This window comes from Exiguobacterium sp. NPDC077395, assembly GCF_050269125.1.
In the GTDB taxonomy this organism is placed as follows: domain Bacteria; phylum Bacillota; class Bacilli; order Exiguobacteriales; family Exiguobacteriaceae; genus Exiguobacterium; species Exiguobacterium aestuarii_A.
Genome location: NZ_JBNNHU010000003.1, coordinates 64006 through 89161, shown reverse-complemented (window position 1 = coordinate 89161; position 25156 = coordinate 64006). Strand labels below are relative to the sequence as shown.

General features: G+C 47.7%; 26 protein-coding genes, 1 tRNA gene and 1 pseudogene. 9 read left to right on the top strand and 19 right to left on the bottom strand.

Annotated elements, in window-relative coordinates; all coding sequences use genetic code 11:
* The first annotated feature begins 65 nt into the window (after window positions 1–65).
* On the top strand, window positions 66–815 hold the full coding sequence (locus tag ACQKD4_RS12580) for a sugar nucleotide-binding protein (RefSeq protein WP_214696862.1): 750 nt from the start codon (window positions 66–68) through the stop codon (window positions 813–815).
* Between the two features lie 296 nt (window positions 816–1111).
* Here ACQKD4_RS12580 and ACQKD4_RS12575 read toward each other — a convergent pair whose 3' ends face one another.
* The 3 genes from ACQKD4_RS12575 to ACQKD4_RS12565 are packed head-to-tail and all read right to left on the bottom strand — an operon-like array spanning window position 1112 to window position 3046.
* The gene (locus ACQKD4_RS12575) at window positions 1112–2200 is read right to left on the bottom strand and encodes an RNA-guided endonuclease InsQ/TnpB family protein (protein ID WP_427373561.1); all 1089 of its coding nucleotides are present in this window, start codon (window positions 2198–2200) and stop codon (window positions 1112–1114) included.
* Between the two features lie 4 nt (window positions 2201–2204).
* The gene (gene tnpA, locus ACQKD4_RS12570) at window positions 2205–2606 is read right to left on the bottom strand and encodes an IS200/IS605 family transposase (protein ID WP_427373559.1); all 402 of its coding nucleotides are present in this window, start codon (window positions 2604–2606) and stop codon (window positions 2205–2207) included.
* Between the two features lie 17 nt (window positions 2607–2623).
* Window positions 2624–3046 (bottom strand): hypothetical protein, encoded by a 423-nt coding sequence (locus ACQKD4_RS12565; protein WP_427373558.1) that lies wholly within the window; start codon window positions 3044–3046, stop codon window positions 2624–2626.
* Window positions 3047–3133: 87 nt separating this feature from the next.
* On the opposite strand from ACQKD4_RS12565, the gene ACQKD4_RS12560 reads away from it, so the two are divergent.
* Complete coding sequence (locus ACQKD4_RS12560) at window positions 3134–3499, top strand: potassium channel family protein (RefSeq protein WP_015880779.1); 366 nt, start codon at window positions 3134–3136, stop codon at window positions 3497–3499.
* Between the two features lie 17 nt (window positions 3500–3516).
* On the opposite strand, the gene ACQKD4_RS12555 is transcribed toward ACQKD4_RS12560, so the two are convergent.
* Together ACQKD4_RS12555 and yidD are read right to left on the bottom strand one after the other, a co-directional pair.
* Complete coding sequence (locus ACQKD4_RS12555; protein WP_214747338.1) at window positions 3517–4869, bottom strand: alanine/glycine:cation symporter family protein; 1353 nt, start codon at window positions 4867–4869, stop codon at window positions 3517–3519.
* A gap of 129 nt (window positions 4870–4998) precedes the next feature.
* Entirely contained in the window at window positions 4999–5268 is a 270-nt protein-coding gene (gene yidD / locus ACQKD4_RS12550; protein WP_074033011.1) for a membrane protein insertion efficiency factor YidD, read from the bottom strand.
* A 192-nt stretch (window positions 5269–5460) separates the two neighbouring features.
* Here yidD and ACQKD4_RS12545 point away from each other — a divergent pair, with 192 nt between their 5' ends.
* On the top strand, window positions 5461–6249 hold the full coding sequence (locus tag ACQKD4_RS12545) for a pyrroline-5-carboxylate reductase family protein (RefSeq protein WP_251125704.1): 789 nt from the start codon (window positions 5461–5463) through the stop codon (window positions 6247–6249).
* 33 nt (window positions 6250–6282) lie between these two features.
* Here the strand turns inward: ACQKD4_RS12545 and ACQKD4_RS12540 are convergent, their stop codons facing one another.
* The 6 genes from ACQKD4_RS12540 to ACQKD4_RS12515 all read right to left on the bottom strand — a co-directional run bounded on the left by ACQKD4_RS12540 (window position 6283) and on the right by ACQKD4_RS12515 (window position 9158).
* The gene (locus ACQKD4_RS12540; RefSeq protein WP_214785737.1) at window positions 6283–6981 is read right to left on the bottom strand and encodes a DUF554 domain-containing protein; all 699 of its coding nucleotides are present in this window, start codon (window positions 6979–6981) and stop codon (window positions 6283–6285) included.
* A 149-nt stretch (window positions 6982–7130) separates the two neighbouring features.
* Window positions 7131–7203 (bottom strand) — tRNA-Val (locus ACQKD4_RS12535).
* Between the two features lie 87 nt (window positions 7204–7290).
* Window positions 7291–7848 carry a GNAT family N-acetyltransferase gene (locus ACQKD4_RS12530; protein ID WP_214696843.1) on the bottom strand — a complete coding sequence of 186 codons (558 nt, stop codon included), beginning with the start codon at window positions 7846–7848 and terminating at the stop codon, window positions 7291–7293.
* 71 nt (window positions 7849–7919) lie between these two features.
* Window positions 7920–8234 carry a DMT family transporter gene (locus tag ACQKD4_RS12525; protein WP_074033008.1) on the bottom strand — a complete coding sequence of 105 codons (315 nt, stop codon included), beginning with the start codon at window positions 8232–8234 and terminating at the stop codon, window positions 7920–7922.
* Window positions 8231–8575, bottom strand: a complete 345-nt coding sequence (locus tag ACQKD4_RS12520; protein ID WP_214747352.1) for a DMT family transporter — start codon at window positions 8573–8575, stop codon at window positions 8231–8233. Before ACQKD4_RS12520 ends, ACQKD4_RS12525 begins: the two co-directional genes overlap by 4 nt.
* Window positions 8568–9158, bottom strand: coding sequence for a TetR/AcrR family transcriptional regulator (locus tag ACQKD4_RS12515; RefSeq protein ID WP_427373557.1), 591 nt, complete (start codon window positions 9156–9158; stop codon window positions 8568–8570). The genes ACQKD4_RS12520 and ACQKD4_RS12515 overlap by 8 nt, the downstream gene beginning before the upstream one ends.
* Before the next feature lie 105 nt (window positions 9159–9263).
* Here ACQKD4_RS12515 and ACQKD4_RS12510 point away from each other — a divergent pair, with 105 nt between their 5' ends.
* Complete coding sequence (locus tag ACQKD4_RS12510; protein ID WP_427373556.1) at window positions 9264–10046, top strand: alpha/beta hydrolase; 783 nt, start codon at window positions 9264–9266, stop codon at window positions 10044–10046.
* 37 nt (window positions 10047–10083) lie between these two features.
* On the opposite strand, the gene ACQKD4_RS12505 is transcribed toward ACQKD4_RS12510, so the two are convergent.
* Window positions 10084–11322: an aminopeptidase gene (locus tag ACQKD4_RS12505; protein ID WP_214785739.1), complete on the bottom strand. Its 1239-nt coding sequence runs from the start codon at window positions 11320–11322 to the stop codon at window positions 10084–10086.
* Between the two features lie 113 nt (window positions 11323–11435).
* On the opposite strand from ACQKD4_RS12505, the gene ACQKD4_RS12500 reads away from it, so the two are divergent.
* The 3 genes from ACQKD4_RS12500 (at window position 11436) to ACQKD4_RS12490 (ending at window position 15507) form a co-directional block, all read left to right on the top strand.
* Window positions 11436–11843 (top strand): YkvA family protein, encoded by a 408-nt coding sequence (locus ACQKD4_RS12500; RefSeq protein ID WP_074033005.1) that lies wholly within the window; start codon window positions 11436–11438, stop codon window positions 11841–11843.
* A 75-nt stretch (window positions 11844–11918) separates the two neighbouring features.
* Complete coding sequence (locus ACQKD4_RS12495) at window positions 11919–12785, top strand: YitT family protein (RefSeq protein WP_427373553.1); 867 nt, start codon at window positions 11919–11921, stop codon at window positions 12783–12785.
* 115 nt (window positions 12786–12900) lie between these two features.
* On the top strand, window positions 12901–15507 hold the full coding sequence (locus tag ACQKD4_RS12490; RefSeq protein ID WP_427373552.1) for a putative bifunctional diguanylate cyclase/phosphodiesterase: 2607 nt from the start codon (window positions 12901–12903) through the stop codon (window positions 15505–15507).
* Window positions 15508–15538: 31 nt separating this feature from the next.
* Here ACQKD4_RS12490 and ACQKD4_RS12485 read toward each other — a convergent pair whose 3' ends face one another.
* Window positions 15539–17608, bottom strand: coding sequence for an alpha-amylase (locus ACQKD4_RS12485; RefSeq protein WP_427373551.1), 2070 nt, complete (start codon window positions 17606–17608; stop codon window positions 15539–15541).
* A 151-nt stretch (window positions 17609–17759) separates the two neighbouring features.
* Between ACQKD4_RS12485 and ACQKD4_RS12480 the strand changes: the two genes are divergently transcribed.
* On the top strand, window positions 17760–18383 hold the full coding sequence (locus ACQKD4_RS12480; RefSeq protein ID WP_427373550.1) for a hypothetical protein: 624 nt from the start codon (window positions 17760–17762) through the stop codon (window positions 18381–18383).
* A 41-nt stretch (window positions 18384–18424) separates the two neighbouring features.
* On the opposite strand, the gene ACQKD4_RS12475 is transcribed toward ACQKD4_RS12480, so the two are convergent.
* Window positions 18425–20470, bottom strand: coding sequence for a heavy metal translocating P-type ATPase (locus ACQKD4_RS12475; RefSeq protein ID WP_427373548.1), 2046 nt, complete (start codon window positions 20468–20470; stop codon window positions 18425–18427).
* 108 nt (window positions 20471–20578) lie between these two features.
* Complete coding sequence (locus ACQKD4_RS12470; protein WP_214747369.1) at window positions 20579–20941, bottom strand: ArsR/SmtB family transcription factor; 363 nt, start codon at window positions 20939–20941, stop codon at window positions 20579–20581.
* Between the two features lie 152 nt (window positions 20942–21093).
* On the opposite strand from ACQKD4_RS12470, the gene yhfH reads away from it, so the two are divergent.
* Window positions 21094–21252 carry a protein YhfH gene (gene yhfH / locus ACQKD4_RS12465; protein ID WP_214747372.1) on the top strand — a complete coding sequence of 53 codons (159 nt, stop codon included), beginning with the start codon at window positions 21094–21096 and terminating at the stop codon, window positions 21250–21252.
* A gap of 150 nt (window positions 21253–21402) precedes the next feature.
* Here the strand turns inward: yhfH and ACQKD4_RS12460 are convergent.
* From ACQKD4_RS12460 to ACQKD4_RS12445, 4 genes and pseudogenes are all read right to left on the bottom strand, one after another.
* Window positions 21403–22748: pseudogene (locus ACQKD4_RS12460) on the bottom strand (IS1182 family transposase); the annotation flags it as partial.
* A gap of 335 nt (window positions 22749–23083) precedes the next feature.
* On the bottom strand, window positions 23084–23425 hold the full coding sequence (locus ACQKD4_RS12455) for a fluoride efflux transporter FluC (RefSeq protein WP_427373547.1): 342 nt from the start codon (window positions 23423–23425) through the stop codon (window positions 23084–23086).
* Entirely contained in the window at window positions 23422–23814 is a 393-nt protein-coding gene (gene crcB, locus ACQKD4_RS12450; RefSeq protein ID WP_427373545.1) for a fluoride efflux transporter CrcB, read from the bottom strand. Before crcB ends, ACQKD4_RS12455 begins: the two co-directional genes overlap by 4 nt.
* 82 nt (window positions 23815–23896) lie before the next feature.
* Window positions 23897–25099, bottom strand: a complete 1203-nt coding sequence (locus ACQKD4_RS12445; RefSeq protein WP_427373544.1) for an ornithine--oxo-acid transaminase — start codon at window positions 25097–25099, stop codon at window positions 23897–23899.
* Window positions 25100–25156: the final 57 nt, after the last annotated feature.

The window sequence follows — 25156 nt, the reverse complement described above, 5'->3', positions numbered from 1 at the left end:
AACACATCGATTGTTTGTCCACGCCCGTTTTGTGGCATGATATAGAGAGAAAGGGGCGACATGAAATGAAAGCAATCATTACTGGAATGAACGGCACGGTAGCACCGGTTGTTGCCGAAGCGTTACAGCGTCATGGCATTGAGGGGATTGCATGGAATCGTGAGCAAGTGTCCACGACCGACGAGCAGGAGATGCGACAATTCATTGAAAGCATCCGCCCGGACTATTTTTTACATATCGGTATGGGACCGGTTGAATGGGCCGAGACGCTCGCTCGTTTATGTGGGGAGATGAAGATTCCGTTCTTGTTCACGAGTACAGTGTCGATTTTTTCAGATGATGTGACTGGACCGATTTCACCGGACACGGCGCCAGATGCTGAAGATGACTACGGAAAGTATAAACGTGACTGCGAACGAGCCATCGTTCGTGTCAACCCGGGTGCTCAGATTGTTCGTCTTGGATGGCAGATTGGGGATGAAGCCGGATCGAACAATATGATGGACTATTTTACGAACGAGATGAAACAACGAGGGGTCATACAAGCGAGTGAGCATTGGTATCCATCTTGCTCATTTTTACCGGATACAGCGGAAGCTTTATTCGAAATCTTGACGAAACGCGGACCCGGCATCTATCAGCTAAACGGGAATGCGAACTATTCGCTTTATGACATTGCCGTCGGACTAAAAGAGCTTCATGACGCCGATTGGCAGATTGAATGCACGGATGAACCGAAACGGGATAACCGAATGATTGACCCGTCCGTCCCAATTCGTCCGATTTCAAAGCGTCTCAATTTACAAACAAAATAAACCGCACTCTATACTAAACGCCTACTCCATCAAGAGTAGGCGTTTGCTTATTCGATTCATTTTACATCAGTCAAACGCAGTTTACTTTTCGGTAGACTCGGCATATCAACGAAGCTATAACTCAAATCTTGAGGAGGAACGGTATACGAGAACTCCTCCTTGACACTCCCACGGCTAAAGCCGCAAGCTCACCCTTCCGGATGAGTGGGATTCTGAAGTGCTTGTGCGAGCGCAGTCCATTTCTGTTTTGCTCAAACCTCCAGATGAGGGTGTGCCATCACCCCTCCTGAGACAGATCATATAGATTCACAGGCTGATTGACTTTTACCATCAACCACAGGTGCGTATCGGATATTCATCGCACCAACTACATCTCGATGTTTATTAAATCCGCAAGAACACGAATAGGCACGGTCTTTCGCTTTATTCCGACTCCCGCAAGAAGGGCATGTTTGAGATGTATATGCAGGATTGACATATTCAACCTTGATTCCTTCTAGTTTCGCCTTGTAATCGATAAATAATGCCAAGCGATAGAACGACCATGTATGCAGATTCTTATTGTTTTTACGGCTTGTTCTTGCCGTCTGCCGGATATTCGCTAGCTTCTCTAGGCGAATGACAGAAATATTGTTCTCTTTTGCGAAGTCGACAATCTCACGGCTCACCTTGTGATCCTTGTCTTTCATCCAACGCTGCTCCTTGTTGTTCAGTTCCTTGATTGCGTTCAGCTTCTTCTTTTGACCGAGTTCTTTTCGTTTCGCCCGAAACTTGCGTTTCATGTACTTGTTTTCACGACCGTTCCCAAAGAATCTTACCTTATCGCAATCAGTCGATGCGACCGCCGGGACTTTTAGACCGAGGTCAACACCAAGAACCTTCGTATCGGTCTTCTCCGTCGTGGGGATTGTGACGGCGATTTGGGCAATCCACTTATCAGACTTTTTCGTAATGCGCACCGCACCCAACTTGTTATTCAGAAGCGAGAAGTTGCGATTGTGTTTGTCGACCATTTCTGCTCTAATTGGTGTTTTCTTTGCTTTTCCATCTACCATGATAGGAAGGGAGATTGACTCGAAGTCAAACGAATAGTTCTGATTGTTCCATGTGCAGTAAGGTTTCTTCAGGACAGGGACGACCCTGTATTTCGACTTCTTCACTTTCCGGAAGACACTCTGGGCATCTTTGATGACCTGGTTCTTGACGGCACTAGGCAGATGGGCGCAAACACTTTTACTTGTCAATTTGAGCATCGCTTTAGCATCCACCATATCAGAGATAAGTTGATTGACCGTCTCGATATATGTTTCTGCCATGCTTTTTAACACAACTTCCTGTTCTTTTGTCGGCTTCAGTTTAATGTTAACTGTCAGCGTCTGAGACACGGTGTCACCCCCTTGTTTTTTGTTGTCCGACATAACGTTTAATCGTTTCGCTCGATACATTTCCAGCGGTGGAGACGAAATAGGATCGTGTCCAGAGACTCGGCAAATGTTGAAGATGAGGAAATTCTTCTCTTAACTTTTTAGACGTTACTCCCTTTATTTTTGCCATGATGTCAGCAGGACTCAGTGTTGGAGGGGCGTCAAGGAACATATGCGTATGATCTGTATCGCATTCCAAGGCTATCATTTTGATATTCAGTTCTTCGCATATTTCGGACATCAAACCTTTGAAACGTATTTCCACATCGTCACGAAGGAATATCTTTCTTCTGTATCGAGGACAGAAAACAAAGTGATAATTGATTAGAGAAACAGTAGTATGAGTTCTTCTATAGTTGGTTTCCATATGAATATCGTGTCAGTTTAACCAACAAACTGCAACAAGAAGATTTCCAGATACTGAAAGCGCCAAAACCTTCGGATTCTTTTCCATTCACGGTCCGTCAATCGAAGCAGACGATCGATGTTTTCTTTCGTCATCAATGACATGAACATTCGTTTTCGGTGTGTATGGGCCGTCCCATTCAATGTTTGCACCCCATCTCCCCCGAATAAAGTTTTGAGAAGACGTTTCGGCGCGGCATCCTGACGTGTGAATTTGTCCGCATCATAGAACAAGGCAGCGGCGTCCTCTCCTCCGAGACAAATCACGCGTTCCCCGAGCAAACGCGTTTCAAAAATATTCGACTGAAAACTTTTACGTCGATTCGCCACAAACAAATATCCTTCCCGTAGAAAATCGACACTATGGTCGAGCCCTTCTTGCTTTGGAATGACTTTCCCCATCCTACTCACCCTTTCTCTTTTTTCGAACTACAAAGGATGTTCCCCCGTTGTTAGCGAACAAACCTAATATCGAAAGGAGCGAGTGACATGCTACCGTTCTTACTGACATTACGCCGGATTGTCCGCGGGATTTGGCGCGGCCTCCGCGACCCTGAATTTCAAGTGCTATTTAGCCTCGCCTTTCTTACCGTTCTGTCCGGTACCCTTTTTTACACACGGTTCGAGGCGATGCGTTGGTTAGACGCACTTTATTTCAGCGTCATCACATTGACGACCATCGGATATGGTGACTTCGCCCCTCAAACAGATATCGGAAAAATTTTCACAATCGGATATGTGTTAACGGGGGTCGGCATTATGGTCGGCTTCATCACAAAAGTATTTGACCACTTACAAAAGGCACGACTCGATGAATTAGAAGCGAAACAAAAGACGCCACCCTCTGATTCATGAGGATGGCGTCGATGCGTTTAGGATACTTTTCGATTCTCAATTTCAAGCTGTTGGTTGAATCGTTTCGTTTCGGCGATGACAACGCCTGACAAGAACAAGAGACCAATCAAGTTCGGAATGGCCATCAAACCGTTGAAGACATCGGATAGCGCCCATACCAAATTCAAGTTTGTCGTCATGGCACCGAGACCGGCGACGAGCACGAAGGCAATCCGATACGGAAGAATCGACTTTTGCCCAAACAAGTAATGGATGGACCGTTCGCCGTAATACGACCAACCGAGAACGGTCGAGTAAGCGAATAGGACGAGACCGATCGTGACAATGTAGCCACCTGCCGGACCGAGGAACAGTTCGAATGTGGCCGAAGTCAATTCGACTCCTTCTAGTCCTGTCCCGATTTGACCACCCATGACGAGTGTCAACCCTGTCACCGAACAGACGACAAGCGTGTCCAAGAAGACTTGTGTCATCGAGACGAGCGCTTGACGACCAGGCATATCTGTTTTCGCTGCCGCTGCAGCAATCGGAGCGGAACCAAGACCTGCTTCGTTTGAGAACACACCACGTGCGACCCCGTAACGAATAGCTGCCCCAATCGCACCTCCACCGATGGCTTCTGCACTGAACGTACTGCTAAAGATCAGCGCGAATGCATCTGGAATAAGCGAGTAGTTCATGATCATGATCAATAGGCCGCTACCTAAATAAAAGGCGATCATGACAGGAACAAAATAGCTGACTACTTTTCCGATCGAACGCACGCCTCCAAGAATGACTGCCCCTGTAAAAATCATGATCAGAATACCGGATATGTAGAGTGGTACGTCAAATGTCGTTTTGAGCGCTAGCGCGACAGAGTTCGTTTGGACCCCATTCCCAATCCCGAACGCCGCAATCGAGGCAAATGCCGCAAATGCTACGGCTAACCAACGTTGATTCAATCCTCGTTCCAGATAGTACATCGGTCCACCAGCCATCTGACCGCGTTCATCGGTGACCCGATACTTAACAGCCAGAACAGCTTCCGCATATTTTGTTGCCATCCCAAAGAATCCGGACACCCACATCCATACGATGGCTCCTGGTCCTCCTAACACGACTGCTGTCGACACCCCGACGATATTCCCCGTACCGACGGTCGCCGCAAGCGCGGTCATGAGCGCCTGGAAGTGACTGATATCCCCTTTAGAGGATTGATCCTGGTTTTTCGAAAATGCCAACTTCAACGCATACGGTAATTTGGTGATTTGAATACCACCTAAACGCACCGTCAAGTAAATGCCTGTCCCCACAAGCAAAATTAAAAGCGGTGGTCCCCATACAAAATTGGATGCCGTACTCACCCATTCACTAAATGATTGCCCCATACAAAGTATCCCCTTTCCCCGAAAAATAGTGTACATCCCTATTTTTTCAGAATACTTAGAACAATGCAAAAGTATTGTGCTAAAACAACTGTTCGAAACGTACATCTGTATACAAACAGCGAGACGAATTCACTCGTCTCGCTGCGACTCAGGCTTCTCTCGTTGTAAAGGCGCTTTCCAATCAAATGTATCCGGTACATAATCGAGCCCACCTGGGTGAAACGGTTGGCAACGGATCAGTCGGCGAGCGGTTAAATAACTCCCTTTGACGGCCCCGTGTTTTTCAATTGCTTCGATCCCATAATGCGAACAGCTCGGATAAAATCGACATGTCGGCGGCTTTAATGGTGAAATAAAACGTTGATAACCTTGAATCCCTTTTACTAGTACACGTTTCACACGATTTCGCCTCACTCTTTTGAATTAGTGCCATCATAGCGCGATTTGAAACGTTTGTCATGTGCATCGTTTTATGTATCAAATCCTTTTCCATCTCCTTACAAATGAGCAAGATGGGCGATATTCGAGAGCAGGTTTGTTATGATAGTCAACATAACTATTGACCGAATCGAAAAGAAGAGGTGACGGATGATGAAACAATTACTAATGGTCGGCGCAGGATCTATGAGTGAGGCACTCGTTCGAGGATGGATTGACTCTGGGATCGAACCGACAAACATCACGATGACGAACCGAAGCGACCGGGAACGATTGCTCGCACTACAAGACGAACTCGGCGTACACATCGTTGAAGAAGAAAATGTCAACGACTATGAAATCGTCGTATTAGCGATGCAACCGGACGGTGTCATTCCATACGTGGAGTCGAAAGAGTGGAACACCCCACTTCTTGTATCTGTCGCGGCACACATCGAACCGAGTCAATTAGAAGAAGCTTCAGGGCTTCCTGCCGTATGCGCGATGCCAAACACGCCTGTCGCATATCGGAGCGGGATGACAGGCTTATGGTTCGGTCCTGAAACAGATGAGACCGATCGTACAAAAGCGACTGCCCTCTTTGAACGTGTCGGTCGAACGGCCATCACGGATGCGAAGACGATGTCGGCATTCATGGCAGCCGCAGGTTGTAGCCCAGCTTTCTTCTATGAAATTGTCGGTGCGATGACACCGGTCTTGACCGACGTAGGATACGACGAAGCAACGGCTCGTCAAATTGTCGCCCAGGCGATGAAAGGCTCTGCAGAGTTGCTGTCACACGAAACACGCGAGACGAACGAACTCATTGCTGACGTCGCTGCTCCAGGTGGACCGACGGATCGTGGAGTCGGCGTGCTACGCGACCGCAACCTTGCCGATGTGATGTCTTCAGCCTTACGCGAAAGTGCCAAAGAAGATCATGAAACAATTGAGAAACCATAAAAATGGACGGAAGCGTGGCTTCCGTCCATTTTTTTACGTCGTCATCTGTATGACCGATACAATAAGTGCCACGATTAAAATTCCCGGCAATAAGTTGGCCACGCGAATTTTTGTGATCCCGACCAAGTTCAAGCCAATCGCCACGATCATCACACCACCGGTCGCAGTCATTTCTAAAATAAAGCTGTCCATGAGCGACTCCGGAATGAACTTCATGATTTGAATGGCGAGTAGTGCAATCCCACCCTGATACAATAACACCGGAACGGCCGAAAACATGACACCGATGCCGAGCGTCGAACTCAACACGAGGGCTGTAAATCCATCAATCAACCCTTTCGTATACAGGACGTCATGATCGCCACGTAACCCACTATCGAGCGCCCCAATGATTGCCATCGCGCCGATGACGAAGATGAGCGTTGCCGTAACGAACCCTTCCGCTACACTCGATTGACTTCCAAGACGCCGCTCAAGCCGGTAGCCGATTTCATTCAATACTTCATCTAGCTTCCACCATTCCCCGAGCGCAGACCCCACGACAAGACTTCCGATGACAATCAAAAAGTTTTCACTTTTCATCCCCATTTGAATGCCGAGCAAGATGACCGCAAGCCCGATTGCTGCCGTCACCGTCTCTTTCATACGCTCTGGAATGCGGTGAAATAAGAGACCTAACAATGACCCGATGACGATTAATCCGGCATTGACGAGGGTTCCCGTTAGCACCATGTCGCATTCCCCGTTTCTATATGTATTGAGAGGAATATACCAATTGCTTTCGTGCCGTGTCAATATACAAAAAAAGAGCCACTTCTCGCAAGAAGTGGCTTCGCGGAAACCCATGTTCCGGTGGGTTTCTCGAGGGTTTGGCACCCAAGTGATTCTGACTGGGCTCGAACCAGCGACCTCTACCCTGTCAAGGTAGCGCTCTCCCAGCTGAGCTACAGAATCAGGTCGTGTCCTCTCTTAAGGACACTATTAATATATCAAGAAACTATTAAGTTGGCAACAACTTTTTAAAAGTTTTTTGTACTTTTTTTAACGCGTCATTTGTTGGCGATCAATATGCCGGCAGAGGCGTTCCAAATCACCTGCATAAACGGATACGAGCATGTTCTGATATAAGGTGTCACGGTCCCAATGAAGACCGTTCGCTTTAGCCACACGCTGAGACGGAACGTTTTCTGGATGAATGAGTGAAATGATTTCCTTCTCTCCTTCAGTGAAGGCATACTGCATCAATCGCGCGGCCGCTTCACGTCCGTAACCCATATGCCAATGCTTCGGTGACAACCAATAGCCGACTTCTAGCTCGAGTTTACCGTCTAACTCATGAAGCAACGTACCTGCATGACCAATCGGTTCATCACTTTCGAACGTCATCAGCTTCAATAGTCCCGTCTGGCGTCCCGTTTCATAGCGGGCCAATTGACGTTCGAACCATTCGATTGTTTGTTCGTCTGTATACGGTCTCCCATCCGGACTGATGAAGCGCATCACCCGAGGATCTTGGAGAAGCGACTTAACAAAATAGAAATCAGAGATCGTGTACGGTTCAAACCGCAAACGTTCGGACTGCAACTCGACAAGATGCATCGTTTTCCGCCCCTTTCTTCCATCTCATAATCTGAATTATTCAATTCCCGTTTTCAGCTTGTTTCAATCCTTTACGATACAACTTTTAAACCGACCACACTGCCGATAATCATCATTAGATAAAAGATTCGCCAGCGGCTTTTAGACTCATTTAAATAGAGCATACCTAGAATGACCCCACCTGCCGCTCCGATTCCGACCCAGATGGAGTAAGCCAAGCTTAACGGAATGTCTTCAAGCGACTTCGATAGCCAATAAAAACTGAGCGCGAACGACAAAATCGATAAGATTGACCATTTCAAAATTTGATACCCTTTCGATTTCCCCATAAAGAAAACGGCTGTCATCTCAGCAATCCCTGCACCGATCAAATATACCCAACTCATGCTTCTTCTCCTCCTGTCACTTGTTTCAACCCGATGATTCCGATGATCAACGTCGTCACAAGTAAAAGTTTCCAGCCGCTGAGCGCCTCGTCAAAAAGAAGAGCACCGACAATCACCGTTCCAACCGCTCCGATTCCCGTGAAGACGGCATACCCTGTACCTGCAGGTAAAACCCGGAATGCTTTGGCCAGTAAGCCGAAACTGACAACCAAGAGTACAATCGTCCATAACGTCGGACCAAGAACGGTAAATCCTTCAGACAATTTCATCGTCGTTGCCCAAATGATTTCAAGCAATCCTGCGAACAAGAGAGAAATCCAGGCGACTTTTTCTTTATCCATTCCAGCCCACACCTTTCTTGAAGATTCGGAAAGCGGCTTGTTGTCGCATCTCCCGCTCATCTTCAAATGTAAATAGAGACAATAAGGCACCATCTAGAAAGCAATAGTACGCAGCATAGAGCTCATCGAGTGGTTGCGATGGTAAGTCTCCACGCTCCATCGCGAGACGAAACTGTTCTTTTTCAAACCGCTTTAACTCCGTCTCTACCTTTCCGATGACTTCTTCAATATAGTCCCGAAATTCTGGGGGTGGTACGAGGAGCATCCGTTTCGTCAACATCCACGTCTCGTGATCGCTAAAGAATGACGTGAGCGTACGAACGATCGACTCAATCCGTTCTAAAGGTGGTCGGTCCTCGGTATCCTCACATGTCTGTCGCCATGCTTCTTCGTAACGATTCGCCATATCGGTCACGACTTGCTTAAACAATTGTTCTTTCCCATCGATGTGAGCATACAAAGAAGCCTTGCGGATGCCAACGTCTTCGGCAACCGCCGCAAGTGATAATCCTTCATATCCTTCACGGGCAAACCGTGTCCGAGCGGATTGCATAATTTTCTCTTTTGTATTCACGCGTCTCACTCTCCTTTCTCCTCACTTTACCTAACGAACGGTAGGTAGTCAAGATTTGTGTTTGTCTTTTCGCTCATGATTCTCCACAATACAAGGTGAAAGAGGTGATGAAGAATGATTGATCAATTGAACGTATCGATTCCAACGGAGAAGGTCCGTGGTCAAAAACGGATCGTCCGCGTGTTTCGACCAGACTGGGTCAATGCCGACACCCCACTTCCTGTCCTTTATATGCATGATGGGCAAAATGTATTCTCAGGAAGCACGGCTACATATGGAGAAGGATGGGAAATTGACCGTTGCATCGATACACTCCAGCTTCCACTTATGGTCGTCGCCATTGCAAGTGCTCCGAACTGGTTAGATCGTTATGACGAGTATTCATATGAAGAAGATGAGATGTTATATCGCCGTATCGGACCGGAACTTGCGAAAACGCGCCCAACCCTTGGTGGTCAAGGTCGTTTGTATACAGAATGGCTTATGAACGACTTAAAACCACGAATCGACAAAGAGTATGCGACAGATCCAGAAGATGTCGGCGTCATGGGGAGCTCGATGGGAGGTGTCATCTCTTTATATATGATGGCAACCTATCCTTCCATCAAAAGAATCGGATCTCTCTCCACCGCTGCATGGGCGAATCTGGATCCATTGATCCAGGCTATTCAGGAAACCGATATCTCTGGAAAACTGTATATGGACATCGGAACGAATGAAGAGAGCGGACCGATCACAGCGAAGGATTACTTGTTCACGAATGCAAAACTGATTGAAGCCATCGCTAAAAAGAGTATCGCTTTCCGATATGAAGTGGAACCGGATGCGATTCATCACGAATCATCCTGGCGCCGCCGTTTACCTCACGCTCTTCGTTATTTGTACGACGTCACATGAAAAGAGCGAATTCCTTTTACGGAATTCGCTCTTTCGTTTAGATGACCCAGTTGCCGTCACGCATGATTGCTTCGCGCGTGCCGTCTTCCCGTTCACCATCGATATTCATTTCAGCTGACCCAATCATGAAGTCAACGTGTGTCATCGAGTCATTCGCGCCGTTCGCCGCGAGTTCTTCTTGCGACATCGAAGGACCACCTTCGAGACATGTCGAGTAAGCACGACCTAATGCCAAGTGGCATGATGCATTCTCGTCAAACAACGTGTTGTAGAAGAGAAGACCTGAGTTTGAGATTGGCGAATCATCTGGAACGAGTGCTACTTCACCGATGCGGCGCGCTCCCTCATCCATGTTCAACAACTCATCAAGAGCCGCTTGTCCTTTTTTCGCTTCTGCCTTGACGACTTTCCCACCTTCAAACCAAAGCGTGAACTCGTCAATCAAGTTCCCGCTGTAGCTGAGTGGCTTCGTGCTCGACACGTGACCTTCCACAGAATCTTTATCCGCGAGCGTGAACACTTCTTCTGTCGGCATGTTCGCGATAAAGTCGATGCCATCGACGTTTGGACCGCCACCGCCAAGGAAGACGTGCTTTTTCGGAAGCCCGATTGTAAGTTCAGTGCCTGGTGCTTGGTAGTGCAACTTCGCGTACTTCTTCTCTGTCAGCAACTTCGCACGGCTACGGAGTGATTGATCATGTGTATCCCATGCCGCGACCACATCTTCTTGATCCATACGTGTTGCTGCGAAAATCGCTTGCCATAAAGCTGCGACCGCATCTTCACGCCCCGGGAATACTTTTTCAGCCCACGCTTCTGACGCACCCGCAACGATTGACCAACTCACGTTGTCACTCATCACATATTGACGCCATTTCGCAAGTGCTTGTCCGGCTGCACGGTTCGCATCCGAGATGCGTGACGATTCGACACCATTCAAGGCATCTGGGTCATCACTGACGATTGACAAGAATGCCGTCTTCTCTTCAGCCAATTGTTCAAAACGAGCCTTTAACCAATCTGGAAACTCTTTGAACGAGTCTGCTGGTGCATCGAAATAACGAATCTTCGATGTCTCCTCATCGCTCCAATTGACAAATACTTGTTTCGCGCCTGCCGCATACGCGGCTTTCACCACGTGACGGACAAGTGGTGCCTGACTGATATCGGCACGTACCTCTAGCTGTTGTCCTGGTTGAATGTTTACACCTTTTTTCACAGCTAGCTCTGCATAGCGTGCGAAATCTGCCTCTGTCGGCATAGAAATCATAGACATATGTATCGTTCCTCCTTTTCAGTTATCTTTATTTTCTTAAATTTCAGGAAAAGTTGCAACCAATGCGCAAAAACGGGCATATTAGTAGATGAAGAATGAAGGAGGAATTTACTATGGCAGATTGGAAATCAACCTACACACACTTTTTGAAACAAGCGAAAGAAGACATCCACGACCGCGAACAACTCGGTGACTTACTCGTCCAAGGTGAACGCGCCCTCGCAAAAGTGACCGTAGACGTGGCATCCAATGAGATCAGCAATATCGAGCGCGAAGAAGAACTGACGCTCTACTTCCAGATGAAACAAATGCTGAATATGTTGCGCGCGCTATACAATGATCAATTTGAAATGCAACCTGACAAACAAGAAGAGCTCGTCGCGGCAATTCTATACTTCGTCTCACCGTTCGATGCGATTCCGGATGATGTACCACTTGGCCTATTCGATGATGCTCAAGTCATCGACTATGTGCATGAACAATTAGCGAGTGATATCGACCGATTCCATAACGAATTGTGACTTGAAATGAGGAACGAGTAGCAGTACGCTAGCAGAAGACTTACCAAAAGGAGGCGTAAGGCCTAGCCATTATCTATGTATGCTAAATCTCGAAAACGGGTTGCCCTTGAAACGGTACTGTTCATCATTGCCGGGACAATCCTTCAGTCTGTCTTTGTCAGTTTACTGCTCAAACCTAATGAAATCGGTTCGGGGGGAATCGTCGGAATCACGTTGATTACGAACGAACTATTCGGAACGCCAATCGGGATGACCCAGCTCGTGCTCAATATCCCACTCTTCATCTTAGGGTTAAAATACTTGGGACGTCGCTTTATTTTGATGACGGGGATTGTTGTCGTACTCTCTTCTATCTTAATCGATAGTTTACCTGTCCTTATTCCGCCGACTCCACTTGACGATCCGCTCGTCGCTTCCGTGTTCAGCGGAATCGTTTCGGGTCTCGGACTTGCCCTTCTTTTGTTCGCAGGCGCATCTACCGGCGGTCTCGATATTTTAGGGAAAGTCATTTATATGAACAACCGAAACTTGTCGTTACCTAAAATCTTTTTGACACAAGATCTCATCGTTTATGTAATGGTCTTCATCGTCTTTGACATTAAAGCGGTCATGTATGCCCTTGTGTTAAGCTTTGTCCGGTCACGCACGTTACTCACGATTCACAAGTTCTTCTCCGCTCAAAAGCAATGTTTCATCATTTGTCAGAAGGCGGATGAAATCAACTTGGTCATTAAGCAGAACTTAAAACGTGGCGTCACCATCATGGATGCGACAGGCGGATATTCGAACGATTCGAAAAAAATGCTGTACGTCGTCGTCCAGAACAATGAAATCCCTCGACTTCGTCAGATTGTTTCCGAGATTGACTCTGAGGCATTTGTCACCGTATCAGAAATCGATTCCATCGTAGGGAACTTCAAAGAACACTCGTATACACTCTAATATTTACCTGTTCGACAACAATCTCGTATTGTTGTCGATTTTTTTGTGTAATCTTCGGTCACCTGTTCCGATAATAAATAAGAGACCCCTATATATAAAGAAGGAGGTGCATGAGTTGTCAGTTCACTCGTTGCGCCAATACGTTCCGGCGATTCTCATCGGAACGTTTTTGACCGGACTTTTATTGTTATTTTTGACCCCTCATGATCTGCGAAACAGCACGTTGCTCATCTATTATCTCGTCATTTCAGGAGCAGCCATCTTATTTAGTGGAGTAGCAATTGTTAAACATAGAGGGATGAGAAGATTTATTCATGTTTTGATTACTGCGGGAAATGTGTGCTTCGCACTTTATATACTAATGCACTATGATTCGACAGGTGCGAATACTCAATACCTCTTGTTTTTACAAAATTTCTTTTACTTAATCATGGCTCTGATTGTCATTACTCAATCCATTGAGATTCGCACATTGAAATTACGTACGTTTGACTTGTTCGCCTTATTTAGTTTCTTTGTGATTGGTGCACTACATATATGGTTTTATTCAACACAAGACGTGTCACTCGTATCTCAGTTGAGTGGCTTTGAAGAGCAGATGCTCCTGATCAGCCTGTACATGATGCTATCCTTCTTGTATTTAAATCGCGTCGTCTCGGCTGGACAGCAATTCCGGATCCTTGTACTCGTCGGAATTTTAAGCTTCACGGTCGCCTCAATCGCGAACACGCTCTTTGTATTTTCAGGCATCACACATGAACTAGTTCATCTCGTTCAAGTCAGTAGTATCCTTATGATTTCCATCAGTTATTGGGTTGAGGATATATCGGAAGACGCCCTTGCTTACGATTCCATTTTGGATTACATTCTGTACAGTATCGTCGTCATGCTATTTTTACTCGCTTCAGACCGCCTTCTCGGTACGTCTGTAACCGATTCAATGATTGCGAATGCCGTGCTTCTCTTGCTCATTCGCCAGTTCGTCGTTTCAAAACAGAACGCGCTCATCAGCCATCGTCTTCATTCCGTCAATACAGATTTAGAAGTGGCCGTGTCGACAAAGGCGCATGAACTCGAGATTCGTGAACAGCAATACCGCTCGCTCTTCGCCTATCATTCAGAACCAATTTTCTTATTCGATTTGCACGGCGAAGTGTTGTCGGTCAATGAGGCAGGAAGTTCGATTCTTGGATTGACGACGGACAAGTTACTTGGGTCAAACATCCTCGACATCATCGAATCGAAAGATCGTGCACCGTATACGATTATTCTTCAAGAGTTATCAAACGGTCGACCGAGAACGATTGATGTACGGATTATGACCGAAGAAGGCGAGACACGTGTTTGGCAACTCGTCAATGTTCCCATGATTATCGACGGGGAAGTCGAAGGTATTTACGCTATCGCGAAAGACATCACGCAAATGATCGAGCAGCAAGAACAAATTTTATACCAAGCCAAATTCGATAGTCTGACAGGGCTTCACAACCGTTACGCGCTACAAGAGCAAATTGAACGTTTGATCGAAGAAGGTCGCACGTTCACGCTCATGTTCTCTGACTTAGACGGCTTCAAAGAAATTAACGACCAGTTTGGCCATCATATGGGAGACGAGCTTCTGCAGCATATCGGAAAACGACTGCGGACCGCACTCCTTCCAAACGAATATGCCGGACGTCTCGGTGGTGATGAATTTATTGTCGTCGCCGAGCACGGTGATGATGAAATGTTGACAGAACGCTTACGGCGTCTCGTCTATCGCCCACCTTATTATATGGCTGGGACACTGGTTGAAGTGCATGCCTCGATTGGAATCGTCCGCTTCCCGGAGCATGGTAAGAAATTGAAACACCTGCTCTCGAACGCCGATCTCGCCATGTATCGCGCAAAAGACAAAGGTCGTGACGAAACCGTCATGTTCGAACCAGAATTACGGGAAGACAAGGAAGAACGGAAAGTATTGATGGAAGGACTTGATACCGCACTTGAAAAAGGAGAGATTTCACTTTTCCTCCAACCTCAAGTCGATGCGTCTACGAAGGCAGTCATCGGAGCGGAGGCGCTCATGCGTTGGCAACATAACGGGACGTTCATTCCCCCGAGTCAATTCATTCCGATTGCTGAAGAAACCGGTCATATCCACGATTTAGGTCGTTGGATGATTCATGAGACGTTCCAACTGATTCACGTATTCGAACAAGGGGATATTCATTTGCCGAAGCTTTCGGTCAACTTGTCCGTTCGGCAATTGTTTGATGAGCATTTAATTGATTACTTGAATACGTTGTTCGAGCGATTCCCAATTGATCCGTCCCGACTCAATTTTGAATTAACCGAAACGGTCGCCGCTCATCATTCCGATCGCGTCTTGAATCGAATCCTAGAATTAAAGTCGCTCGGTATCAAACTTTCGATTGACGATTTTGGGACAGGTTATAGTTCGCTGGCCTATCTCGTTCGTTACCCAATCGATGAATTGAAAATCCCTCGTGAATTCACGATGCAACTTGAAGAGAATCGTGAATATCAGATGGTCACGACGACCATCGTCGCCATGGCACGACAACTTGGTATGGCACTCGTCGCCGAAGGTGTAGAAACTGAATATCAAGAGACGTTCCTTCGTAAAATTGGATGTGACTCCATGCAAGGCTATCGCTATGCAAAGCCGATGCCACTTGATGAGTTCGTCATTTATTACATGAAACACGCAACGCCCTGAACCGAATGATGTATCGGTTCAAGGCGTTTTTTCATTTCATCTCATACACTTTGACTTCACCAGGTTTTAAATCGACATGGAGATTCCATTGTTCATCAAACGCATGTTCCGCATATGGCCACGAAGTCGGTGAGTAGACCATCTCTGCAAAGCGACTAGCGTTCCAATTTCGGCGACGTACACCATCAAGGGAAACCACGCCTCGTAACGACTCCCACATATTTGTGTTCGCTACAACGAGCAACGTATCGTTCGTCTCCGGACGTAACCACGCGAACCCGATAAACGGTGCAAATGGCTCGTCTAAAATAAGTGGTTCAAAATGGTTCGGATCAACGAGTACATCAAGCCAACGGCGACGAATCTCTGCCACTTGATGCATCACTTCAATCATCTCATCTCGCTCCGGATGATCCCAATGGAACTGATACGCATCAAAGAACGCGAGTTTTCCGAAATACGGGTCAGTCGGGAAGAGTTGATACGCTTCTTCAGGACGGCAATCGAGTCCGGTATTCATCGGCTGCGTTTCATATAATTCAAGTCCAGAGTTTGTCATCGGGACGCCATTCGGCATAAAACCGTTCAGGACTGTCAACAATCGACTTGCTTGTCGTCCCCCTTCTCGCGTAGCAAGGCGACGTGTATCCGCTGTTTCCCCTGCCGCGAATACTGGAAGTGGTAAAAAGCGTGAGTCGTATAAAAATTGATGGGTCTCATGCGTCTCGAATCGAGGTTCTTTATAAAAGCCATATCCGATAATCATGTTATAACCGGCATCTTTCGCCGCCCATGCTCCTGCTTCAATCAATTCTTCCGCGATAAAGCTAAAGTTTGAGTCGAGTGAGCGTGGTTTTGCTAAAATGCGCTGTGCCAAATCGACAGGGAGTGCATGTCCCATGTCGATGCGTGCGCCATCAATGCCATATTCGCGTTGATAGTGTGGAATGATATCGGCGAGCATCTCCCAGAGTGGCTCGTTGATCACATTTCCCTGGAATTGATTGGACTTGATTGAATCAAACAGAATATAAGGAGCGATATTCGCATCGTTCACATAAGGAGCCGCCGCAAGCGGATGGTCTAAGAAGAGACGGAAGTAAGTCACATCCGACCAAGGCGGTTGCGGATCGTTGATACAGTCTGAAAAGGCAGGCGCTGTCGTCAATCCGAACTCTCGTTCAATCGTCGCGAGGACGTTCTTTTCTGGATGATTGATCAAAAAAGCGCGTACCCGCTCCCATTTTTCAGCATCAAGTAAGTTCGGAGCCATCGAGAACCGTCTTAAGTGTTGCCAGACATCTTCTGAGTTGTACACCATTGGTAAGAAAGTAAATTCTGGTTTTACATTCTCTCCAATCCCTGGCACAGATGGTGGATGATAATAATCGACTTCGGCTAGCGGAATCCAATAGAACCACTCCGGATTTTCAAGGATGAGTCGATTGTCTCGCGCACATGTCCGAGGAATGACGTCGATGACGACACGAATCCCTACCATGTGACAAGCTTCCACAAATGCTGAAAACTCTTCTTCGACAGTCATCGAATCGCCAGTCAATGTTTCCTTTAACTCTTCATCAATGGCAAAGAAATCTTGAACGGCATAAGGAGAGCCAAATTCACCTTTCTTATTTTTATGACTATGCTGAGAAATCGGTAACAGGAATAATGTATCAATCCCCATATAAAGGAGATGTGGAATGAGCGCAAGCGTTTTCACAAATGTGCCCGTGTCTTTCATTCCTAGTGAGTTCTGCATCTCCACATAACCCGATCCATCGTGATCCCAAGAAGTCGATGTACGAACTTGCATCGAATAGACAGACGCACGCTTAATCCAATCGCCACCCGTCTGTAAATGACCATCCGCACTCGCGATGGACGTCTGATATTCTCGATTTTCTACCGCATATGGAAGAATCGCTTTCTCTATTGTTTCTACTAAAAAATCATACGGATTCACACGCTCGACCCCGTCACGAATCGGTTCAGAAGGAAAACGCATACGATTCCATAGACTCGGAATCTCATAAGTAAGATTCGTTCGCTGATCTTGTAACACCTGGTACAACTTGTGTAACGATGAATTCTCTGACATATTGACTCTCCTTAAGCTTCTAATGGTCTTCTGTTGTATAAAGTTCTTACACTAATTGATTATACATTTACCCGTTTTTTCCTTTTTCAAAAAAATATTTTCTGTCGACTTTTCCAAAATCATGTACGATGGAGTAGAAAGGAGGGTCACGATGTCACAACGAAAGTGGATTTTACTATGGATCAGTCTATCCGTGCTATCCATCTCGATCATCGGTATTTTTATTTTTCAATTGAGAGAGACGAATGAGCGGCTCGAAATCATACAAGATGAACAACTCGGTTCTTACGAGGCGATTGAAGATATCATGTATTATAACGTCGAGCGAGCAAACGCCATCCGTGGTTTACTCGCCTACGAAGACCGACACTTTTTAGAAATGTACTATAGCATGTCTCGACAAGCCAAGACGTTAAAACAGTCCGTCATCGATGACCCGGACACACCGAGTTCCGTCCTCGATTTACTCGAGCGAGATGCCATATGGGAAAAAGAAGCCGACCGTGTACTTGTCATCTATGAAGAAGGCGACCTGACGAAAGCCACTGCAGTAGCAGAGACGATGACACAGCAACGTCAGACCATCCTAGAAGACTTACGGTCGCTCAAGCAGATGCAGTATAAAGATATCCAGAAAGAGTTGATTGCTGCAGAAAATCAAGTCTCATTCTTAACTCAAGTACTGTTCACCATCACGTTCTTATTGATTGCGATCATCGTCATCCTTACCTTTTTACTGGTGCGCATTAAACCTGAACATGAAACAATCGAATAGAGAAAGGAGTGTTTCAGACTGATGCTGAAACACTCCTTTTGTCATGATGATGTCATTCGTAATAATCTCGTCGCATTCGCGATGGCAAGCAGTGCCACACCGACGTCCGCGAAGACAGCTTCCCACATCGTAGCAATTCCGAATAATCCTAAAATCAAAACGAGCGCTTTCGTCCCGAACGCAAAGAAGATATTTTGCCAGACGACACGTTTTGTCTGCTTCCCGATCTCGATGGCTCGGACCACATCGCTCGGGTCGTCATGCATCAAGACCACATCCGCTGCCGTGACCGCTGTATCACTTCCGACTCCCCCCATAACAAGCCCGACATCGGCTCGTGCTAACGCTGCCGCATCGTTCATTCCATCTCCGACAAATGCAACTTTTTGGGAGGAGGTCATCCGTTCAATCGCTTCTACTTTTTCGTGCGGAAGCAATTCGCCTCGTACCTCATCTAGTCCGAGTCGTTCGCCGATTGTTGTAGCGACTTCGCATCGGTCTCCCGATAACATCACCGTCCGGTATCCGGCATCCTTCAACGCTTGGATTGCAGGATACGCATCCGGCTTCACCGTATCCATTAATTCGATTTGTCCTAGCCAACGATTGTTTTTCATCACGTGAACACTTGTCCCAATCGATGTATCCTCAATCGTTTGACCTAAATACCTCATATACCGGGCGCTACCCACGTAAATATGATCATCGCCATCATGGGCATGGAGACCATATCCGGGCTCTTCTTGAATCGATTCGAACGGCTGAACGTCTCCGACTCGATTGACGATGGCTCGCGCGAGCGGATGATTCGATGCTCGTTCGACGCGAGCGGCAAGGTGCAGCAATTCTTCAGCGTGCACCCCTTCTGTTGTTACAACGTCCGTCACTTCAAACCGTCCTGTCGTCAACGTTCCTGTCTTATCAAAGACGACAGTGTCCACTTCTGTTAACGTGTCTAAATATTCTCCACCTTTTACAAGAACACCTTGTTTAGAGCCCGCTCCAATCCCACCAAAATAACCTAAGGGAATCGAAATGACGAGCGCACACGGACAACTGATGACGAGGAAAATGAGCGCACGGTAGACCCACTCTGACAAGTCTCCGACAAACAGCGGTGGGACAAATGCGACGAGTGTCGCCATAACGACAACGAAAGGTGTATAGACTTTCGCCAATCGGGTAATCATCTGTTCTGTCTTCGCCTTTTTCCCGTTCGCCTCTTCTACGAGGGCAATCATCTTTTGAAGGCTCGATTCGGCGGCGAGCTTCGTCGTCCGGATGACGAGTCGTCCCTCCAAATTGATCATCCCCGCCAACACCTCTTCACCCGCTCTCACTTGACGAGGAACCGCCTCACCTGTCAATGAAGCTGTATCGAGTGAACTCGCACCACTGAATACAACCCCATCCATCGGAACGAGTTCTCCGGCACGGACAATCAGGTGTGAACCGACCGCTACATCTTCTGGCAATCGCTCAACTTCTTCCTCACCAACTAGTACGCGAGCGAGTGTTGGTCTCATGTTTAACAAAGATTGTATCGACTTCCGCGAAGCGCGCACCGCACGCCCTTGCACGTATTCTCCAAGTTGATAAAACAACATGACCGCTACGGCTTCCGGATATTCGGCAATCGCGAATGCCCCGATGGTCGCGATAGTCATTAAGAACTTTTCGTCAAACCATTCCCTGTGCCATACATTTCGGACGGCACCAGAAACGACATCATATCCAGCCAGCCCATACGCTACGATGTAGCCTGGAATGGAATCCATCCAAAGGGCAATCGAAAATATGAGGGCAGCCGCAAGGAATCGCCAAAGGACCGTATCTCGTTGTTCGGTTTGATCTTCCTCTGTTTTGATGAACTTCGCACCCGGTTCGATTCGTTTCATCGTCTGCTCGATTGACTCGAGCATCGCTTTGCGTTCAGAGACATCAATCCATTCAATCACCATTCGACTCGTCGCGAAATCAATTTGACAAGATGCCACTTCTTCGCGTTTCGTGATATCCCGCTCGATTTTCGCAGCACAGTTCGTGCAAGTGATTCCAGACACAGGTAACACGTCTCGATTTTTCATTCCACTCCCCCTAACATTCAAACGTTCATTTGAATATATCGTATCGCGAAATGAAATTCATGACAATAGGAAAAAATGACCGAATCCCAAAAGGATCGGTCATTGGATTCAAACATCTTTCTGTTCTTCGCTATGGGCCAGCGCAATTTCAACAAGCTGCCTGACATGTTCGTCGTCTAATGAATAATACACGACTTTCCCCTCTTTTCGATATTTCACTAGTCCTTGTTCGAGTAACGTCCGTAAATGATGGGATGCGGTCGCATTTGAATGACCGATGACGGCGGCAACATCACAAACGCAAAGTTCATGTTCGAGCGTCAGGACATACAGTACTTTCAAACGAGTCGGGTCAGCGAACGCTTTAAACAACCGACTGACACGCGGGGCATCCAATTGTGCCAAGGCAGTTTGTAGCGTCGGTACGTCTTCTGATTGGATCCCAATCGTCTCACATTGGGGCACTTTCATATTTCTCACCTCGTCTTTTATGTGTATATAGTGTAGCAAAAATTCGTTGATATATCTGTTATATATTATAGTTGACTTATACATTTCTGTTATAATACAATCATGACAACAACCTAAACTGTCAGACAATTTACCGAAGGAGGCATTTTCATATGAATGAATGGGCGAGCCGACTCGAATCATCTGTCGAGTTTTATCAAAAATTACCGGATAAGACATGTCAGGAATGCGGGAACCATATGGACGAACAGTGCGAGTCATACGAAACGACATGTGCTTCATGCACAGAAAAGCTTCAACACGCAGAATAAACACAACACCCCTTCGATTGAAGGGGTGTTGTCAGGCTGTTGACGAACCAAAACGCCATATGGTGTTTTGGTTCGTCTTTTTTTATGTTCAACGAGATTGAGGCGCTCTGCCCGACATAAAATTGAAGAGATGCTATGTAGTCGGTCCTTTCTGGCCAACAGGTTGGCCAGCTTCTTCATGTTTTGTGCGGTGGCTGCCACCAGATTGGCGCGCTGAACCTTCGCGGTCCCCCTGTAGAAGGTGAACCGGAGCCCATGTAGTTCTTTCCCGTCGGCGAACGAGCGCTCGACGGTCTGCGGTCGCAGCCGGTAGAGCGACTTGCCTGATGCGGAAAGTCGGTTCTCGTTCACCTGCTCGCGGTAGTGCTCGTCGACGTGACGGGTGATGTCCCGTCGGTGCGTCCGGCTGGACGTGCACTTTTCAAGGAGCGGGCAGTTCTGACAAATCGAAGGGTCGGAGACGTAATGGTGATAGCCGTGACGGTCCGTCGTCTGATAGGTGAGGCGCTGTCGCGCCGGACAGAGATAAGCATCCTCCTCGGGTAGATACGTGTACCGGGTCTTGCGGAACATTCCCTTCTTCCCGCCGAAGCGCCGCCGGGCGATGACCCCGAAAACACCCCGTTCGACGAGCGCCTTCGCGATCCCGGTCGTGAAGTAGCCGGCATCGAGCGCGACCGCCTCGAGTGGGAAACGGAAACGTTCGAGGACATGGTCGAGCCGATCGAGGTAGACGGTGCTGTCCGACACGTTTCCTGGCGTGACGTGCACGTCGACGATGAAATTGTGCTTGGCGTCGACCGTTCGATGGGCCAGCCAGAAAAAGCCTTCCGGCTTCTGGTCGCGATACATGTAACCCGCATCCGGGTCGGTCCGGCTCACCTTGACGAGCCGACGCTCCCTCTTCTGAGATGCCGGTTTCAGTTCTTTTTTCCTCGTTCGGCCCGTTCCTCGTTCACGCGGGTGAGGAGCTCGTCCTCGATGGCACCGACGACCCGTTCGACCTCGACCTTGTCGAATTTCTTCTTGTTCGCGTTCGCCCGGATGTGCGTGGAGTCTGTTATCAGGATGCGTCCGGAGACGAGCCCGTGGGATTCCGCCTGTCGGACGATATCCTCGAAGATTTGCTGGAACACGTCGTTTCCCTGGAAGCGTCGGCGGTAGGCCTGGCTGATCGTCGAATGGTCGGGCACCTTCTCGTCGATGCCGAGACCGAGGAACCAGCGATAGGCGAGGTTCGTCTGAACCTCCCTCACGGTCTGGCGCACGGAACGGATGTTGAACAGGGGCCCGAGTAGGATGATCTTGATGATGATCTCCGGGTCGATGCCGGGCGTGCCGGTGTTCGAATAGAGCGGGGCGCAGAGACGGTGCACGATCGAGAAGTCGATGTGGCGGTCGAGTCTCCGGACGAGATGATCCTGCGGGACCAGCTGGTCCAACGTGGTCTTCGACTGGATCGGTTCATGTCGTTTCTCGGGATGGGCGCGGTACATATCGGGTTCCTCCTTTTGATGACGGGCGGACGTGGCGTTTACCTATCTACTTCCCCGTTTGGACCGGTTCGAAGTATGTATCGGGCTTTTTCTTCGGCCGTCGAGGCCTCAGAAAAAGACAAATGGCCGCCAAAGGTGGCGACCATTCGTGTGGCTCGTCCCACGGCGCCCCGACTCCTGCAGGAAAGCAATCCGACGGAGACCCAGCAGCGACTTGAGTCGCGATGCGGCTCCGGGATTGCCTGCGGAAAGCGTGGGCGCCGGAAGGACGAGCTCGAACATGTTATTTGTCAACAAGCTGACAACACCCCTTCGATTGAAGGGGTGTTGTGTTATTACATCGACCAACCGATGTAAGCCGCAATGAGTCCGAACAGATAGGTCGCAAGCAAATAGAGGCCGAATCGAACCCAGTCTTTTGTCGCAAACCGCATCAATTCCAGTTTTAAAGTCGAGAACGTCGTAAACGATCCAAAAAATCCGATGCCTAAAAAGAGGATAAGCGATTGGTAATCGGTGTGCGCGTACAAGTACCCGAGACCAAATGACCCTGTCACGTTAACGAACAACGTCGCCCAAGGAAAAGTTGAAGCAGACCACTTTTTCATGACCTGACCGATTGCGAAGCGGAGAATCGAACCGATAAAGGCGCCAGCTGCAATCCAAATAAGCGTCATTTCACTTCACCTCTTGTCGACGTTTTTGTTCCAACGCGATAGCCGACCCAAGAACTCCATAAACCGAGCGTGATGCTGAGGAATACATATGCAACAGCGAGAAGTACGTGATCATTTTCAAGTAATTGGATCGTTTCTACACTAAACGTGGAAAACGTGGTAAATGACCCAATCATTCCGGTTCCGACAATCGTGACGATTTGAGGAGAAGGTTTTCCCGTTTGTAGAAATCGATGCGTCAGCCATCCTAACAGAAAGCTTCCAATTAAATTGATGAGGAGTGTCGCGACTGGAAACGGGCTCGTTCCGAAAGAAGCGACTAGTAATCCAAGTCCGTACCTTGCCAACGCTCCAACTGCACCTGCTAACCCAACGTATACGTACAGCATCTCATGCCCTCCTCCACGAAAAAGACACCTGCAACATGCAGGTGTCCATTCAACTGAGGCTATTATACCAAGCTGTCGCTATTTACGAAATAGCTGCCGGAGCAAGAACTGCTTCGATTGCTTCAAACGCTTGATCGAGCTCTTCTTTCGTGATGACGAGAGGTGGCGCCAATCGAATGACTGTCTCATGCGTTTCTTTGCAGAGGAGTCCACGTTCTTTCAGTGCTTCACAATATGGACGAGCCGCTTCCGTCAATTCGATACCGATGAATAATCCACGTCCACGGACGTCGCGAATCATCGGATTATCGATTGATTTCAAACGTTCCATGAAATACATCCCTAGCTCTAGTGAGCGTTCGACAAGTTTCTCTTCTTCCAACACTTCGAGCGCTGCGACCGAGACCGCGGAAGCGAGCGGGTTTCCACCAAATGTCGAGCCGTGGGATCCTGGATTAAACACAGAAAGAATTTCTTGATCCGCGGCAACGCATGAAATTGGGAAGACACCGCCTCCAAGCGCTTTTCCGAGAATGTACATATCCGGTGTGACATCTTCCCACTCGATGGCAAACCATTTTCCTGAACGACCAAGCCCCGACTGAATCTCATCAGCGACGAACAGGACGTTGTGTTGTTGACAGAGTTCAGATGCACGTTTCAAGTAGCCTTCTGGTGGAATGATAATTCCTGCCTCACCTTGAATCGGTTCCACGATAAACGCTGCTGTATTCTCTGTGATTGCCGCTTCAAACGCATCGATATCGCCATATGGTACGACTTTGAATCCTGGTAACAACGGTCCGAACCCACGTTGGTACTCTGCTTCAGTCGACATCGACACAGCAGCCATCGTACGTCCATGGAAGTTTCCGGTGCAGACGATAATTTCGGCCTGACCCGGAATCCCTTTTACTTCATACGCCCAACGACGGGCTGTTTTTACCGCTGTCTCTACGGCTTCTGCGCCCGTGTTCATCGGCAACACCATTTGTTTCTTTGTAAGCGTTACCACTTTGTCGTAAAAGCGTCCGAGTTGATCGTTGTAGAAGGCACGTGACGTCAACGTAATCTTATCTGCCTGATCTTTGAGCGCTTGAATGATTTTCGGATGGCAGTGTCCCTGGTTGACTGCAGAGTATGCACTTAACATATCCATGTAGCGATTCCCCTCAGGATCGGTTACCCAAATCCCTTTCGCCTCCGAAATAACAATCGGTAGTGGATGATAGTTGTGTGCCCCGAATTTTTCTGTCAGCTCAATCACATCATGTGTTTTTGACATATTGCTTCCCCCTTATTCAAAACTATCTTACCCTTTCAGTATATGATGTCCGTCTTT

What these genes read in the sequence shown, in the direction of transcription:
- ACQKD4_RS12560 (WP_015880779.1), top strand. Translation starts at nt 3,134, where the DNA reads ATGCTACCGTTCTTACTGACATTACGCCGGATTGTCCGCGGGATTTGG.
- ACQKD4_RS12565 (WP_427373558.1), bottom strand. Translation starts at nt 3,046, where the DNA reads ATGGGGAAAGTCATTCCAAAGCAAGAAGGGCTCGACCATAGTGTCGAT.
- ACQKD4_RS12505 (WP_214785739.1), bottom strand. Translation starts at nt 11,322, where the DNA reads ATGTCTATGATTTCTATGCCGACAGAGGCAGATTTCGCACGCTATGCA.
- ACQKD4_RS12485 (WP_427373551.1), bottom strand. Translation starts at nt 17,608, where the DNA reads ATGTCAGAGAATTCATCGTTACACAAGTTGTACCAGGTGTTACAAGAT.
- tnpA (WP_427373559.1), bottom strand. Translation starts at nt 2,606, where the DNA reads ATGGAAACCAACTATAGAAGAACTCATACTACTGTTTCTCTAATCAAT.
- ACQKD4_RS12530 (WP_214696843.1), bottom strand. Translation starts at nt 7,848, where the DNA reads ATGCATCTTGTCGAGTTGCAGTCCGAACGTTTGCGGTTTGAACCGTAC.
- ACQKD4_RS12455 (WP_427373547.1), bottom strand. Translation starts at nt 23,425, where the DNA reads ATGACGCTTATTTGGATTGCAGCTGGCGCCTTTATCGGTTCGATTCTC.
- ACQKD4_RS12525 (WP_074033008.1), bottom strand. Translation starts at nt 8,234, where the DNA reads ATGAGTTGGGTATATTTGATCGGTGCAGGGATTGCTGAGATGACAGCC.
- ACQKD4_RS12580 (WP_214696862.1), top strand. Translation starts at nt 66, where the DNA reads ATGAAAGCAATCATTACTGGAATGAACGGCACGGTAGCACCGGTTGTT.
- ACQKD4_RS12480 (WP_427373550.1), top strand. Translation starts at nt 17,760, where the DNA reads ATGTCACAACGAAAGTGGATTTTACTATGGATCAGTCTATCCGTGCTA.
- yhfH (WP_214747372.1), top strand. Translation starts at nt 21,094, where the DNA reads ATGAATGAATGGGCGAGCCGACTCGAATCATCTGTCGAGTTTTATCAA.
- ACQKD4_RS12475 (WP_427373548.1), bottom strand. Translation starts at nt 20,470, where the DNA reads ATGAAAAATCGAGACGTGTTACCTGTGTCTGGAATCACTTGCACGAAC.
- ACQKD4_RS12545 (WP_251125704.1), top strand. Translation starts at nt 5,461, where the DNA reads ATGAAACAATTACTAATGGTCGGCGCAGGATCTATGAGTGAGGCACTC.
- ACQKD4_RS12495 (WP_427373553.1), top strand. Translation starts at nt 11,919, where the DNA reads ATGTATGCTAAATCTCGAAAACGGGTTGCCCTTGAAACGGTACTGTTC.
- ACQKD4_RS12470 (WP_214747369.1), bottom strand. Translation starts at nt 20,941, where the DNA reads ATGAAAGTGCCCCAATGTGAGACGATTGGGATCCAATCAGAAGACGTA.
- ACQKD4_RS12540 (WP_214785737.1), bottom strand. Translation starts at nt 6,981, where the DNA reads ATGGTGCTAACGGGAACCCTCGTCAATGCCGGATTAATCGTCATCGGG.
- crcB (WP_427373545.1), bottom strand. Translation starts at nt 23,814, where the DNA reads ATGCTGTACGTATACGTTGGGTTAGCAGGTGCAGTTGGAGCGTTGGCA.
- ACQKD4_RS12445 (WP_427373544.1), bottom strand. Translation starts at nt 25,099, where the DNA reads ATGTCAAAAACACATGATGTGATTGAGCTGACAGAAAAATTCGGGGCA.
- ACQKD4_RS12520 (WP_214747352.1), bottom strand. Translation starts at nt 8,575, where the DNA reads ATGGATAAAGAAAAAGTCGCCTGGATTTCTCTCTTGTTCGCAGGATTG.
- ACQKD4_RS12510 (WP_427373556.1), top strand. Translation starts at nt 9,264, where the DNA reads ATGATTGATCAATTGAACGTATCGATTCCAACGGAGAAGGTCCGTGGT.
- ACQKD4_RS12500 (WP_074033005.1), top strand. Translation starts at nt 11,436, where the DNA reads ATGGCAGATTGGAAATCAACCTACACACACTTTTTGAAACAAGCGAAA.
- ACQKD4_RS12555 (WP_214747338.1), bottom strand. Translation starts at nt 4,869, where the DNA reads ATGGGGCAATCATTTAGTGAATGGGTGAGTACGGCATCCAATTTTGTA.